The sequence below is a fragment of the Caballeronia sp. LZ033 genome (assembly GCF_031451265.1).
Taxonomy (GTDB): domain Bacteria; phylum Pseudomonadota; class Gammaproteobacteria; order Burkholderiales; family Burkholderiaceae; genus Caballeronia.
The window spans coordinates 1447237-1461084 of sequence record NZ_JARUXQ010000001.1 but is presented as its reverse complement, the minus strand read 5'-3'; the positions used below and the strand labels follow the sequence as shown (position 1 = coordinate 1461084).

12 protein-coding genes are annotated in these 13848 nt (G+C 63.7%); 6 read left to right on the top strand and 6 right to left on the bottom strand.

Annotation, left to right across the window (positions count from 1 at the left end; all coding sequences use genetic code 11):
• The 3 genes from QCE62_RS06725 to QCE62_RS06715 form a co-directional block, all read left to right on the top strand.
• Positions 1-159: IS3 family transposase (locus QCE62_RS06725; protein ID WP_404987352.1), on the top strand; the 159-nt coding region annotated here is incomplete at its 5' end.
• Positions 160-350: 191 nt separating this feature from the next.
• Complete coding sequence (gene argE, locus QCE62_RS06720; protein ID WP_309915761.1) at positions 351-1586, top strand: acetylornithine deacetylase; 1236 nt, start codon at positions 351-353, stop codon at positions 1584-1586.
• 23 nt (positions 1587-1609) lie between these two features.
• Entirely contained in the window at positions 1610-2614 is a 1005-nt protein-coding gene (locus QCE62_RS06715) for a threonine/serine dehydratase (RefSeq protein ID WP_309915758.1), read from the top strand.
• A gap of 71 nt (positions 2615-2685) precedes the next feature.
• Here QCE62_RS06715 and QCE62_RS06710 read toward each other — a convergent pair whose 3' ends face one another.
• From QCE62_RS06710 to QCE62_RS06695, 4 genes are all read right to left on the bottom strand, one after another.
• A complete protein-coding gene (locus QCE62_RS06710; RefSeq protein WP_309919672.1) occupies positions 2686-3504 on the bottom strand; it encodes an ABC transporter permease subunit in 819 nt (272 codons plus the stop codon).
• Entirely contained in the window at positions 3504-4412 is a 909-nt protein-coding gene (locus tag QCE62_RS06705; protein ID WP_309808212.1) for an ABC transporter permease subunit, read from the bottom strand. The genes QCE62_RS06710 and QCE62_RS06705 overlap by 1 nt, the downstream gene beginning before the upstream one ends.
• Positions 4409-5614 (bottom strand): polyamine ABC transporter ATP-binding protein, encoded by a 1206-nt coding sequence (locus QCE62_RS06700; protein ID WP_309915755.1) that lies wholly within the window; start codon positions 5612-5614, stop codon positions 4409-4411. The genes QCE62_RS06705 and QCE62_RS06700 overlap by 4 nt, the downstream gene beginning before the upstream one ends.
• Before the next feature lie 160 nt (positions 5615-5774).
• Positions 5775-6890 carry a polyamine ABC transporter substrate-binding protein gene (locus QCE62_RS06695; protein WP_309915752.1) on the bottom strand — a complete coding sequence of 372 codons (1116 nt, stop codon included), beginning with the start codon at positions 6888-6890 and terminating at the stop codon, positions 5775-5777.
• A gap of 607 nt (positions 6891-7497) precedes the next feature.
• On the opposite strand from QCE62_RS06695, the gene QCE62_RS06690 reads away from it, so the two are divergent.
• The 3 genes from QCE62_RS06690 (at position 7498) to QCE62_RS06680 (ending at position 10527) form a co-directional block, all read left to right on the top strand.
• Positions 7498-8847, top strand: a complete 1350-nt coding sequence (locus tag QCE62_RS06690) for an Nramp family divalent metal transporter (RefSeq protein ID WP_309915750.1) — start codon at positions 7498-7500, stop codon at positions 8845-8847.
• A 157-nt stretch (positions 8848-9004) separates the two neighbouring features.
• The gene (locus QCE62_RS06685; protein WP_309915747.1) at positions 9005-10252 is read left to right on the top strand and encodes a phospholipase A; all 1248 of its coding nucleotides are present in this window, start codon (positions 9005-9007) and stop codon (positions 10250-10252) included.
• A 71-nt stretch (positions 10253-10323) separates the two neighbouring features.
• A complete protein-coding gene (locus tag QCE62_RS06680; protein WP_309808206.1) occupies positions 10324-10527 on the top strand; it encodes a DUF1289 domain-containing protein in 204 nt (67 codons plus the stop codon).
• Positions 10528-10599: 72 nt separating this feature from the next.
• On the opposite strand, the gene QCE62_RS06675 is transcribed toward QCE62_RS06680, so the two are convergent.
• Positions 10600-12192 (bottom strand): ABC-F family ATPase, encoded by a 1593-nt coding sequence (locus QCE62_RS06675; protein ID WP_309915744.1) that lies wholly within the window; start codon positions 12190-12192, stop codon positions 10600-10602.
• A 198-nt stretch (positions 12193-12390) separates the two neighbouring features.
• A complete protein-coding gene (gene thrC / locus QCE62_RS06670; RefSeq protein WP_309915743.1) occupies positions 12391-13836 on the bottom strand; it encodes a threonine synthase in 1446 nt (481 codons plus the stop codon).
• Positions 13837-13848: the final 12 nt, after the last annotated feature.

The window sequence follows — 13848 nt, the reverse complement described above, 5'->3', positions numbered from 1 at the left end:
AGGTACCGCACGCAACGCGAAGCCGTCGCGGACTTGTTCGAATACATCGAAGTGTTTTATAACCGCAGTCGTCGTCATTCATCGCTTGGCTTCGTGTCGGCAACCCAGTTCATGCAAGACTGGGTTGTGGCTCAGCGGACAAGGGATGCGGCTGCATAACCCGGGGCCTCTGGAAGGCGAAAAACCGAGGGAACCTCAGTCCATAGAAGCACAGGCGAACGTCAGAGCCCTGTCACCCGACGCAAAACCGTCAAATCCATCGAAGCGCGAGCGAAACGCCAACCCAAACCCCAAGCGAGGGAACGAGCGTTTTTGGGCTATGATCAAACCCTACCCGCAGGAGCCAAAAAATGTCACAGATCGCTGACCAGGCGCATCTCGAAGCCTCATCGTCCTCATCCGGAAACGCCTCACCGCTCTCCCTCCCCTGGATCGAAAAACTGATTTCTTTCGATACCGTCAGCCGCAACCCCAACCTTGGCCTGATCGAAACTGTCCGCGACGAACTGCGCCGCGCGGGCATCGAGGCCACGATCACCAACGATCCACGCGGCCAGTGGGCCAATCTCTTCGCCACGGTCCCGGCCCACGACGGCCAGACCAACGGCGGCATCGTGCTGTCGGGCCATACCGACGTCGTACCCGTCGACGGCCAGAACTGGCACAGCGACCCCTTCAAGCCCGAGGTCCGCGACGGCCTCCTCTACGGCCGCGGCTCGTGCGACATGAAAGGCTTCATCGGCGCCGCACTCGCGATGCTGCCAAAAATGCAGGCCACGAAGCTCGCCAAACCCATTCACTTCGCGCTTTCGTATGACGAAGAAGTCGGCTGCGCCGGCGCGCCGCTGATGATCGCCGACCTCAAGAAGCGCGGCCTGCAACCGGACGGCTGCATCGTCGGCGAACCGACCTCCATGCGGCCGATCATCGCCCACAAGGGCATCAACACCTATCACTGCTGCGTGCGCGGTTTCGCCGCGCATTCGTCGCTGACGCCGAAAGGCCTCAACGCCATCGAGTACGCCGCGCGCCTCATCTGCCATATCCGCGACCTCGTCGACGAGTTCCGCGCCAAAGGCCCGTTCGACGAACTCTACGACGTTCCCTTCACCACCGGCCAGACCAGCACCATCAAGGGCGGCAACGCCATCAACACCGTGCCGGCCGAATGCAACTTCGAGTTCGAATTCCGTAACCTGCCGACCATCGATCCCGATCAGATCTTCGGGCGCATCGAGTCCTATGCACGCGAGACGCTGCTGCCGCGCATGCTGAAGGAACACGGCAACGCCGCCATCGAATTCACGAAGCTCGCCTCCGCGCCCGGCCTCGACGCCACCGAGCAAGCCGCCATCACGCAACTCGTGCGCGCCCTCACCGCGGACCAGGAAAAACACAAGGTCGCCTACGGCACCGAAGCCGGCCTGTTCGCCAACGCGGGTGTGCCGAGCATCGTCTGCGGGCCCGGCAACATCGAACAGGCGCACAAGGCGAACGAATATGTGTCGCTCGAACAGCTCGCGCAGTGCGAAGCGTTCCTCGGCAAGTTCATCCACAGCATGTCCGTCGAAGCGCAAGCACGCTGATCCAACCCAAGCCACTACGCGTCATGTCCACCGACACGCACCATTCCGACAACACGATCGACGGCACGCCGATCCCCACGCTCGACGACATCGCCGGGCAGCACATGGCCCTCACGCCCTGGGTCGCCCGCACGCCCACCTTCGAGCGTCACGATTTCCCGACGCTCGAAGGCACGCCCGTCACCTTCAAGATGGAGCTGTTGCAGGCGAGCGGCACCTTCAAGGCCCGCGGTGCGTTCTCCAATCTGCTGGCGCTCACCGACAGTGAACGCTCGGCAGGCGTCACCTGCGTGTCGGCGGGAAATCATGCGGTGGCGGTCGCCTACGCCGCGCAACGCATGGACGTGGGCGCCAAGGTCGTGATCATCCGCAGCGCAAGCCCCGCGCGCGTCGCGCTGTGCCGGCGCTACGGCGCGGAAGTCGTGTTCGCGGAGAACGTCGCGGAAGCGTTTGATGTCGTGCGCCGCGTCGAGGCGGAAGAAGGACGCGTGTTCATCCATCCGTTCAACGGCTATCGCACCGTGCTCGGCACGGCCACGCTCGGCTACGAATGGGCCTCGCAGGCGCCGGATCTCGATGCGGTCATCCTGCCGATCGGCGGCGGCGGACTCGCGGCGGGCGTCTCCACCGCGATGCGCCTCGCGAATCCGTCACTGCATGTGTACGGCGTCGAACCGGAAGGCTCGGACGTGATGAAGCGCAGCTTCGAAGCCAAACACACGATCAAGATGGGCGCGATGCACGGAATCGCCGATTCATTGATGGCGCCGCACACCGAGCAGTACAGCTACGAGCTGTGCCGGCGGCATATCGACGAGATCGTCACCGTGTCGGACAACGCGTTGCGGCACGGCATGCTGCAACTGTTCGGCGAACTCAAGCTGGCCGTCGAGCCGGCTTGCGCCGCCGCCACCGCCGCCCTGCTCGGGCCGCTGCGAGAACGCCTGCAAGGCAAGCGCGTCGGCGTACTGCTGTGCGGCACCAATACCGATCCAGCCACCTTCGCACGCCATCTCGCCGCCGTCTGAAGGTCGGAAACGCACGCGGCCCCGCGTCTTTCGACGTGGGGCCGCGCATCATCAAACCTTCGCAATAATACCTACATCACCCCCGCGAGCCTTCTGCGCTCGCTGCGCTGCATGAAGTAATTCGCCGCGATCACCCCGACCGTCACCACCGCGATGAACAACGTCGCCAGCGCGTTCATCTCCGGATTGAGGCCCAGCCGCACGCGCGAGAACACGACCAGCGGCAGCGTCGTGGAGCCCGGCCCGGACAGGAACGCGGACAGCACGAGATCGTCGATCGACAGCGTGAACGACAGCAGCCATCCCGCCACCAGCGCCTGCGAGATGAGCGGGAGCGTGATCGTGAAGAACACGCGCAAGGGCGTCGCGCCCAGATCGAGCGCGGCCTCCTCCAGCGACGGATTCAGCTCGCGCACGCGCGACTCCACGATGATCGCCACATACGAGATGCACAGCATCACGTGCCCGACCCAGATCGTGAACAGCCCGCGCCCCGCGGGCCAGCCGATCAGCTTCGCCATCTCGACGAACAGCAGCAGCAACGAAATGCCCTGGATCACCTCGGGGATCACGAGCGGCGCGTTGATCATGCCGGTATAGAGCGTGAAGCCCCTGAAGCGGCCCATGCGCGCGAGCACGAAGCCCGCCCACGTGCCGATCACCACCGACGCGCACGCGGTCAGGAACGCAATGCGCAACGAGAGCCACGCGGCGTTGATGAGCTCGTCGTCGGACCAGAGCGCGCGGTACCACTTGAGCGAGAACGAAGTCCATACGGTCACCAGCTGCGACTCGTTGAACGAATAGACGATCAGGCTGAGGATCGGGATATACAGGAACGCAAAGCCGATGCCGAGCGACGTGATCTGCAACGGACGACTGGTCTTGATCATCGCTTGCCCTCCAGCTGCTTCGCCTGAAAGTGCTGGAACAGCGCCATCGGCACGAGCAGCAGCAGGACCATCGCGCAAGTGACGGCGGAGGCCATCGGCCAGTCGGCGTTATCGAAGAACTCGTTCCACATGACCCGTCCGATCATCAGGGTATCCGCGCCGCCGAGCAGTTCGGGAATCACGTACTCGCCCACCGCCGGAATGAACACGAGCAGGCAGCCCGCGATGATGCCGTTCTTCGACAGCGGCAGCGTGATCTGCACGAACGCTTTCCACGGCTTGGCGCCGAGGTCGTAGGCCGCTTCGAGCAGCGTCAGGTCCATCTTCACGAGATGCGCGTACAGCGGCATCACGAGAAACGGCAGATACGAATACACCATGCCGATATAGACCGCGATGTTGGTGTGATACAGCTCGATCGGCGAATGGATCAGCCCGATCGACATCAGGAAGTTGTTGAGCAGGCCGTTGTTCTTGAGAATGCCGATCCACGCATACACGCGGATCAGGAACGACGTCCAGAACGGCAGCATCACCGCCATCAGCAACAGGTTGCGCGAAGCCGGATTCGAGCGCGCGATGTAATACGCCATCGGATAGCCGATCAGCAGGCACAGCAGCGTCGAGACCGCCGCGACCAGCAGCGAATTCATGTAGGTCGCGAAGTACAGGCTGTCCTGCACCAGGAACGCGTAGTGCGAGAAATCGAGCGCGATATTCATCACGCCGTCTTTCAGCGCGACCAGTTCCGTGTACGGCGGAATGCCGAGCTGGCTGTCGGCGAAACTGATCTTCACGACCAGCAGGAACGGCACGAAGAACAGCAGCAGCAGCCACAGATACGGCCCGCCGATCACCAGCGTGCGCCCCGACAGGCCCATGCGCCGGAACAGGTTGGCCATCATGACGTCAGCACCACGCCGGCCGACGCGCTCCAGCGCACGTAGACTTCGTCGTCGAAGGTCGGGGAATCGATTTCGCCGATCGCCAGGCTCGACAGGTTCGCGACCACGACCTTGCCTGAATCCAGCGTCACGTGATACAGCGTGTAGCCGCCCATGTACGCGATGTTGCTCACCTTGCCGCGGCCCCAGTTATAGGCGCCTTCAGGCGGCTTGCGCGTCAGCGCAATGCGCTCGGGCCGCACGGAAATCGTCACGGGCATGCCGAGCGGCCCGGTGATGCCGTGGTTCACATAGAGGCGCACCGGCAGGTCCGTCGATTCGACGAACACGTGATCCGGTTCGTCTTCCACGACATTGCCGTCGAACAGGTTGGTCGAACCGATGAACTGTGCGGAGAAGCGGCTGTTCGGGAATTCATAGACTTCGTGCGGCGTGCCGAGCTGCACGATCTGCCCTTCGCTCATCACGGCCAGGCGGTTGGCCATGGTCATGGCCTCTTCCTGATCGTGCGTCACCATGATGCAGGTCACGCCGACCTGATCGAGAATGTTCACCAGCTCGATCTGCGTGCGCTGGCGAATCTGCTTGTCGAGCGCGGACATCGGCTCGTCGAGCAGCAGGAGCTTCGGGCGCTTGACGAGGCTGCGCGCTAGCGCCACGCGCTGCTGCTGGCCGCCCGAGAGCTGATGCGGCTTGCGCTTCGCATACGGCGCCATCTGCACGAGCCTGAGCGCGGTGTCGACGCGGTCCTTCAGCTCCGCGCCGCGCACGCCTTCCTGCTTGAGCCCGTACGCAACGTTCGACTCCACGCTCATGTGCGGAAACAGCGCATACGACTGGAACATCATGTTGACCGGCCGCCGATACGGCGGCATCTGCGCGAGATCTTCGCCGTCGATCAGGATCTGGCCTTCGGTCACGGACTCGAGGCCGGCCAACATCCGCAACAGCGTGGACTTGCCGCATCCGGAACTGCCGAGCAGCGCGAACAGTTCGCCCTTCTTCACCGACAGATTGACCCCCCGCACGGCCGTAGTCTCGCCGAACTTCTTGACGACATCGACGACCTGCACGAAGTTGTCGGTGAGACTCGTGCCGGACAAGGTGCCGCGCGGCTCCTGCCGGCCATTGACTCCGCCCGGTCCACCCGATCCACCCGATCCATTCGGCGCCGCCTGCGACGCGCTCGACTGCTCACTCATGATTGCCTGTCCGACTCCTGCGTAGTTGCGCCGCGTTGCGCGCGCCATTGCCCATCATTGCCATCGTTGCCCGTCGCTGCCGCAGTTGCATTCCGCACGAACAAAGCCCCCGGAGGACCAGGGGCTTCGTCGATTCAGGAACGCGGCCGGCGTGTCTTAATCATCGGCCGGACTTGAACTCGGTCCAGAGCCGCGTCTGCAGACGCTGGATTTCCGGCGGCAGCGGCTTCAGCAGGAACAGCGTCTTGATGACGTCCTGCGGCGGGTACACGGCCGGATCGTTGGCGACGTCCTTGTCCACGTACTTGCGCGCTTCGAGGTTCGCGCTCGGGTAGTAGACCGCGTTGGTGATCGCGGCGTGCACCTGCGGCGTCTCGATGTAGTTGATCCACTCGTGCGCCGCTTCCTTGTTCTTCGCGTCCTTCGGAATGGCCATCACGTCGAACCACACCGGCGCGCCGCCCTTCGGAATGTAGTACTCGATCTTGAACGGCTTCTTCGCATCCACCGCGCGATGCTTGGCGATCACGACGTCGCCCGACCAGCCGTAGGTGAAGCAGATGTCGCCGCCCACCATGTCGTTGATGTAGCCCGACGAGTTGAACTGCGTGATGTACGGGCGGATCTTCTTCAGCATCGCCAGGGCCGCGCGATAGTCGGCCGGGTTCGTGCTCATCGGATCCTTGCCCATGTAGTGCAGCGCGGCCGCGAACATCTGGTCGGGCGCGTCGAGCACGGACACGCCACAGGCCTTCAGCTTCGAGATGTTCTCGGGCTTGAAGAGAATGTCCCAGTTATTGAGTTCGACGTTGTCGCCGAGCAGCTTCTTCGCCTTGTCGACGTTGTAGCCCAGGCCGGTCGTGCCGTACGCCCAGGGCACCGTGTACTGGTTGCCCGGGTCCGCGCCCGCGACCAGCCTCATCAGGTCGGGATCGAGATACTTCAGGTTGGGCAGCTTCGATTTGTCGAGCGGCGAGAAGATGTTGGCGGCAATCTGCTTGCCGGCATAGTTGCTGGTCGGCACGACGATGTCGTAGCCTGAATTGCCGGTGAGCAGCTTGGCCTGGAGGGTGTCGTCGCTGTCGTAGTTGTCGTACTTCACCTTGACGCCGGTTTGCTTGGTGAAGTTGGGAATCGTGTCCTTGGCGATGTAATCCGACCAGTTGTACACGTTCAGCTGCGTGTCCTTCGCCATTGCAGCGAGCGGAGTCAACATCGCGGCGCAGGTCAGCGCGCCCGCCAGCTTGGCCATGCGGCCCGCCAGTTTCTCGTTCATCTCGATTCTCCGTTGTTGCGACTGTCAAGACGTCGTGCCGCGCGCTTCCGCCACCGGTTGAAGTTCCGGTCGCTTCAGGCCCGACCCTGGCGCGCGACGCCCCTCAAAACCCCGAAAACTACCATTAAACGCAAGCGCGACAAAAATTAACGGGCCGCCTGTCGCACAAAATCTACAACCACGCGGCACGTCGGTCCGGAAGTCTTGCGCAGCAAGCTTCGACGATGCAAACCGCACCCGCGGGGAGCGCGCATTTTAGCCCTAATCGCCCCCTGCGGCACCTGATAAAACCACACTCGCCACAGGGACCGCGGGCGCCTTGTGCCGATGGGGTGTCATTATCTGTGGTCGGCTGCCGGCATGCCCTTCCCTTGCCCGCCTTTCAGTTTCTTTCAGGCGGCAAGCGGAACAATGGGCTGCGGCATCCGACCACGAATAGCCAGCGGAACAGTTGTTGCGAGCCAATTCGACGAGCGCCGCCTATGCGGCGCGCGACGAGCGCCGTACAGGCGGCTCGCGACGAGCGCCGTGCATGCGGCGCGTCCAGAACCCGCAACGACCGCACGTCATCGCTGCGCCGTTGCCCGCTATTCGAGGCCGCCTTCGCATGAACACCAACCCGTCCACGCTTGGCGCACTGTCCGCCGCGCAATCCGACGCGCAGTCGCACCCGGCGAATCTGGACGAGCGGGACGCCCCACGCCGGCGCGGGCCGCGCTCGGGCGGGCGCTGGTATTCGTTCGCCGGCGCGGGTGCGCTCGTCGCCGTGGGCTACATGGATCCGGGCAACTGGGCGACAGCCCTCGCCAGCGGCGCGCGCTACGGTTATTCGCTGCTCTTCGTCGTGCTGGTTGCAAGCCTGATGGGCATGCTGCTGCAATGGGTGGCCTCGCGCGTGGGCGTCGTCACGGGCCGCGATCTCGCGCAGCTGTGCCGTGAACGTTTCGGCCCTCGCACGAACTTCGCGCTATGGGTGGCGTGCGAGATCGCGATCATCGCGTGCGACGTTGCCGAAGTAGTCGGCAGCGCGGTGGCGTTGCAGCTGCTGTTCGGCATCTCGCTCACGGCGGGCGTGCTGTTCTCGGGGGTCGGCACGTTCGCGATGCTCGCACTGCAAAGCCGCGGGCGACGGCCCTTGCAGCGCGTCGTGACCGCGCTGATCCTGTTCGTGAGCGTCTGCTTCGTGGTCGAACTGGCGCTGGCGCATCCGTCATGGAGCGACGCGCTGCGCGGCGTGGCACCCTCGCCCCAGCTCGTGCGCGATGCGGGCATGCTGTGGCTCGCCGCCGGCGTGCTCGGCGCTACCGTGATGCCGCACAACCTGTATCTCCATTCCACGCTCGTCAGGGACCATGCGCGCGGCCGCGACGACGTGTCGATCGGGCAGGCACTGCGTGGCGTGAACATCGATACCTTCGCGTCGCTCGGTCTGGCGTTCGTCGTCAATGCGTCGCTGCTGATCGTGGCCGCGGCCGTGTTTCATGCGAGCGGCCACACCGACGTCGAAGATCTCGCCGATGCCCACCGGCTGATTGCGCCCCTCGTCGGCAGTCAATGGGCGGGCGTCGTGTTCGCGGCCGCGCTGCTCGCCTGCGGCCTCAATGCGACCGTCACCGGCACGCTGGCCGGACAAGCCGTGATGGAAGGCTTTCTGCGGCTCAAGATGGCGCGCTGGGCGCGTGCGCTGACGACGCGGGCGCTCGCGATCGGTCCGGCGCTGGTGGCGGTGGCGTGCTTCGGCCAGCACGGCTCGAACACGCTGCTGGTCGCGACGCAGGTCGTGCTGAGCCTGCAATTGCCGCTGGCGGTGATTCCGCTTGTCAGCTTCGCGTCCGATGCGCGGCTGATGGGCCGCTGGCGGGTCGCACGCCTGCCGCTCGCGCTGGCGTGGGGCTGCGCGGGTGTGATCGTCGCGTTGAACGGCGCGATGCTCTGGCAGGCGGTGTTTTCGGGTTAAATCTGGCTGTTTCCGTGCAAGTGGGGCGTCGAGGCATGATTTTCGCTACCTCATCCCGACGCGCGGCATTTCTTGCCGCTTCGTCAGACCCCGCCGGACCACGCCACAGCACGCCGCAGCGTGCTGGATTTCGCCTGCAACAGGACACTAACCAGACATGCCTTACCGCCCACGACGGCTTTCTCCCGCTCACGCCCTGCTGCTCGCCACGTTGTGCGCGAGCGGAGCCGCTCACGCTACCGTCGCCGTGCTGCAACCCGCGCGCGAAGCGGCGGCTTCCCAGCCGCTCGAACTGACGCTGCTTTATACCGATGACGACGCAAAAGCACTCGCCGTCGATGTGCCGAAACAACTGACCGTGAATCTGACCAACGGCGACCTGCCGCCCGCGCCGTTGACGCTCACGCGCGATCCCAAGGTGCCCGACCGTCTGCGGCTCGCGCCGGGGCAGTATCGACGGGTGCGGTTTTCAGCGCCCTGGCCGGATGCGGCGCGCGGCACCGTGAAGATCGATCCGGTGGGCTTCGACGCCTCGCCGATGCTGGTCACGATCAACCGCGGCGAGTCGCAGACGCAGGTGGCGGCCGCCGAGCATCGCGAAACACAGGCGACCACGCCCTCGCAACTCGCGACCGCCACGGCCGCGGCCAACACGCAGGCGGCGCCGACCTCGACGGCGGATACCCTGCTGTCGGGCCGCTTCTCGAGCTTCGAGCCGATCTATTTCGCCGATGGCAAGAACGGCGACAACCTCGCGAAATTCCAGTTCAGCTTCAAGTACCGGCTGCATTTGCCGGACGATCCGCGTTCGCGCGGCTTCCTGGACAACCTCTACTTCGGTTATACGCAGACGGCCATCTGGAATCTCTCCGCGGAGTCGGTGCCGTTCCGCGACATCAGCTTCCAGCCGCAGCTGTTCTACTACGTGCAGGACACGGGCTGGAACAGTCCGCTCTATACGCGCATGGGCATGGCGGCGGGTATCGGGCATGAATCGAACGGCAAGAGCGGCGCGGATTCGCGGGCGATCAACATCGCCTTCGTGCGGCCCACCTGGGAATTCGGCGACCTCGACAGCAATCACCTGACGCTCTCGCCGAAGTTCTACTATTACCTGTCGAAGTCGGGAAATCAGGACATCGCGGATTATCGCGGGTATGTGGACTTTCTCGTGAAGTACGGCAGCCCGGAGGGGCTGCAACTCGCGACCACGCTGCGCAAGGGCACGAAGCACTGGTACGGCAGCGTCGATTCGCAGCTCACGTATCCGCTGGCCAAGCTGATCGGGAGCGCATGGGGCGGGTATCTGTTCGTGAGCTACTTCAACGGCTACGGCGAGGATATCCTCGATTACAACCAGCGACATCACTGGATCGCGCGGATAGGCTACAGTATCGCGCGCTGAGTTTTCTTTTGTTTCCGATCGCCTGGTCGCCGGGCCGCATTGCGGACGGCGGCGGGCCATGACCCGTTCTTATGTCTTCCATCCTTCACGATCAGCCCGACAGCCCGTGCATCGGCGTGTGTTCCACCCTCTTCGACGATGTCTGCAAAGGCTGCGGCCGGACGGCCGTCGAGGTGTCCAACTGGGTGTTTCTCTCCGATGAGGAGAAGCGCGTGGTCTGGGAACGCATACGGCGCGAAGGCACCGCGATGCGGTTCCGCAACGACCATCTGTAAATCTGGAAGCAGACGCAAAAACGGCCCGCTCTTGCGAGACGGGCCGTTGCATTTGACGCGCAGTTGCCGGACTTACTGAATCCCCTGGCTCGCCAGGAAGTCCTCGTAATTCCCGCCGAAGTCCCGCAACGTGCCGTCGGTCTTCACTTCGATGATCCGGTCCGCCAGGCCGCTCACGAACTCGCGGTCATGCGACACGAAGATCAGCGTGCCTTCGAACTTCTCGAGCGCGATCTGCAGCGACTCGATCGATTCCATGTCCATGTGATTGGTCGGCTCGTCCATCAGCAGCACGTTGTGGCGGCCGAGCATCAGCTTGCCCCAGATCATGCGGCCCTTCTCGCCGCCCGACAGCACCTTCACGTTCTTCTTGATGTCGTCCGCATTGAACAGCAGACGGCCGAGCGTGCCGCGCATCATCTGCTCGTCGTCGCCTTCCTTGCGGTACTGGTCGATCCACTCGGTCAGCGTCTCGTCCTTCGGAAACTCCTCGTACGTGTCCTGCGGCATGTAGCCGACATTCGCGTTCTCGGCCCATTTCACCGTGCCGTGATCGAGATCCAGCACGCCCTTCAGCGACTTGAGCAGCGTGGTCTTGCCCGCGCCGTTCTCGCCGATGATCGCGATGCGTTCGCCCGGCTGCACCGACAACGAAAAGTTCTGGAAGATGGTGCGGTCGTACTTCTTGGTCAGGTCTTCCGCCACTACCGCGATGTTGTGCAGCTTCTTTTCGAACTCGAAGCGGATGAACGGGTTCTGACGCGACGACGGCTTGAATTCCTCGATCTTGATCTTGTCGATCATCTTCAGACGGCTGGTGGCCTGACGCGCCTTCGACTTGTTGGCCGAGAAGCGCCGCACGAAGTCCTGCAAGTCCGCCACGCGTTCCTTCGCCTTCTGGTTGGCGGCCTGCTGACGCTCGCGCGCCTGCGTGGAGGCCAGCATGTAGTCGTCATAGTTGCCCGGCCAGACCTTCAGCGTGCCGTAGTCCATGTCCGCCATGTGCGTGCACACCTGGTTCAGGAAGTGGCGATCATGGGAGATGATGATCATCGTCGAGTTGTACTGGTTGAGCACGTCTTCCAGCCAACGGATCGAGTTGATGTCCAGGTTGTTGGTCGGCTCGTCGAGCAGCAACACGTCGGGCTTCGAGAACAGCGCCTGCGCCAGCAGCACACGCAGTTTCCAGCCCGGCGCCACATTGCTCATCGGGCCGTTGTGATCGCTGATGTTGATGCCGATGCCCAGCAGCAGCTCGCCCGCGCGCGCCTCGGCCGTGTAGCCGTCGTATTCCGCGAACTTGGCTTCCAGGTCCGCCGCGCGCATGTAGTCGTCGTCGGTGGCGTCGGGGTTGGCATAGATCGCGTCGCGCTCGGTCATCGCGGCCCACATCTCGGTGTGGCCCATCATGACGACGTCGAGCACGCGCATGTCTTCGTAAGCGAACTGGTCCTGGCGCAGCTTGCCCAGGCGGACGTTCGGCTCCAGCATCACGTTGCCGGAACTGGGCTCGAGATCGCCGCCCAGAATCTTCATGAAGGTGGATTTGCCGCAGCCGTTCGCCCCGATCAGCCCATAGCGATTCCCTCCGCCGAACTTGACCGAGATATTCTCGAAGAGGGGCTTGGGCCCGAATTGCATGGTGATGTTGGCGGTAGACAGCACGGCGCGTCCTTTCGAATGGAGTACGACGAAAAACCTGAGATTTTAGCAGCTTTTGGCGGGCTTTGAGCCTTGTTCAGGCCCGGAAGGCCTTCGCGCGTGCCGCAAAAGCGTGCGTCAAAACGATTCGGGGCGCAGCGATGCCCGCTGCGCCCCGTGCGTTCCCGCGACGCTCCGCCCGTGGCGGATGCGCTCCTGTGGTCAGGTGCGCTCGGCGATGAACGCTTTCACGACGTCTGCATCCGCAGGAACGATATCGAACCTTTGTGGCAGTTTTTCAAGTCCCGCGAACGCCGCCGGGCGCTCCGGCTCGCGATTCAGCGCTTCGCGGATCGTTTCGCCGAACTTGATCGGCTGCGCGGTTTCGAGAACGATCATCGGCACGCCGGGTTTCAGGTTTTCGCGCGCGACCTTCACGCCATCCGCCGTGTGGGTGTCGATCATCGTGTGATAACGCTCGAACACGTCGCGAATGGTGTTCACGCGGTCGTCGTGCCCGCTCTTGCCCGACACGAAGCCGAATTCCTTCACGCGCGCGAAGTCGCCGCTCGCGGCGAGGTCGAAGCCGCCCTTTTCCTCGACGTCGTGGAACAGTTGCAGCACGCGCGCCGGATCGCGTCCGAGCAGGTCGTACACGAAACGCTCGAAGTTCGACGCCTTCGAGATATCCATGCTCGGGCTCGTGGTGTGATACGTCTCCGCCGCGCCGCGCACGCGATACACACCGGTGCGGAAGAACTCGTCGAGCACGTCGTTCTCATTCGTGGCAACGACCAGCTGGTCGATCGGCAAACCCATCATGCGCGCGATGTGTCCCGCGCACACGTTGCCGAAATTGCCCGACGGCACCGTGAACGACGCCTGCTGGCTGTTGTCCGTGGTCGCCGCGAAATAGCCGCGGAAGTAGTACACGACCTGCGCGACGACGCGCGCCCAGTTGATCGAATTGACCGTGCCGATCTTGTGGCGCGCCTTGTAGGCGTGATCGTTCGAGACGGCCTTCACGATGTCCTGGCAATGGTCGAAGTTGCCTTCCACCGCGAGGTTGAAGATGTTGGGATCCTGCAGCGAGAACATCTGCGCCGTCTGGAACGCGCTCATCTTCTTGTGCGGAGAAAGCATGAACACGCGCACGCCGGCCTTGCCGCGCATCGCGTATTCGGCGGCGCTGCCGGTGTCGCCGGAGGTGGCGCCCAGGATGTTCAGCGTCTCGCCGTGTTTCGCCAGCGCGTACTCGAACAGGTTGCCAAGCAACTGCATGGCCATGTCCTTGAACGCGAGCGTCGGACCGTTCGACAGCTCCAGCAGCGACAGCGCCGTGCCGTTCTCGACGCCGAGCGTCCTGAGCGGCGTGATCTGCACCGCGCTTTCCTCGTGGCGCACGTTGCTGTACACCTGGGCGGTGTAGGTCTTGCGCGTGAGCGAGCGGAGATCGGCGGCAGGAATGTCGTCGCTGAACTTAGAGAGCACCTCGAACGCGAGATCCGCGTACGACAGCGTGCGCCAGCGCGCGAGTTCGTCGGCGCTGACCTTCGGATACTCCGCCGGCAGATACAGCCCGCCGTCTTTCGCGAGTCCGCCCAGCAGGATGTCGGAGAACGTGTGGCGCTCGTTGCTGCCCGCGCCGCGCGTCGAAATGTAGTTCATGTCACGTACCTG

Excerpts from the sequence above, each read along its gene's own strand:
- argE (WP_309915761.1), top strand. The coding sequence starts at position 351 with ATGTCACAGATCGCTGACCAGGCGCATCTCGAAGCCTCATCGTCCTCA.
- QCE62_RS06715 (WP_309915758.1), top strand. The coding sequence starts at position 1,610 with ATGTCCACCGACACGCACCATTCCGACAACACGATCGACGGCACGCCG.
- QCE62_RS06705 (WP_309808212.1), bottom strand. The coding sequence starts at position 4,412 with ATGATGGCCAACCTGTTCCGGCGCATGGGCCTGTCGGGGCGCACGCTG.
- QCE62_RS06700 (WP_309915755.1), bottom strand. The coding sequence starts at position 5,614 with ATGAGTGAGCAGTCGAGCGCGTCGCAGGCGGCGCCGAATGGATCGGGT.
- QCE62_RS06695 (WP_309915752.1), bottom strand. The coding sequence starts at position 6,890 with ATGAACGAGAAACTGGCGGGCCGCATGGCCAAGCTGGCGGGCGCGCTG.
- QCE62_RS06690 (WP_309915750.1), top strand. The coding sequence starts at position 7,498 with ATGAACACCAACCCGTCCACGCTTGGCGCACTGTCCGCCGCGCAATCC.
- QCE62_RS06685 (WP_309915747.1), top strand. The coding sequence starts at position 9,005 with ATGCCTTACCGCCCACGACGGCTTTCTCCCGCTCACGCCCTGCTGCTC.
- QCE62_RS06680 (WP_309808206.1), top strand. The coding sequence starts at position 10,324 with ATGTCTTCCATCCTTCACGATCAGCCCGACAGCCCGTGCATCGGCGTG.
- thrC (WP_309915743.1), bottom strand. The coding sequence starts at position 13,836 with ATGAACTACATTTCGACGCGCGGCGCGGGCAGCAACGAGCGCCACACG.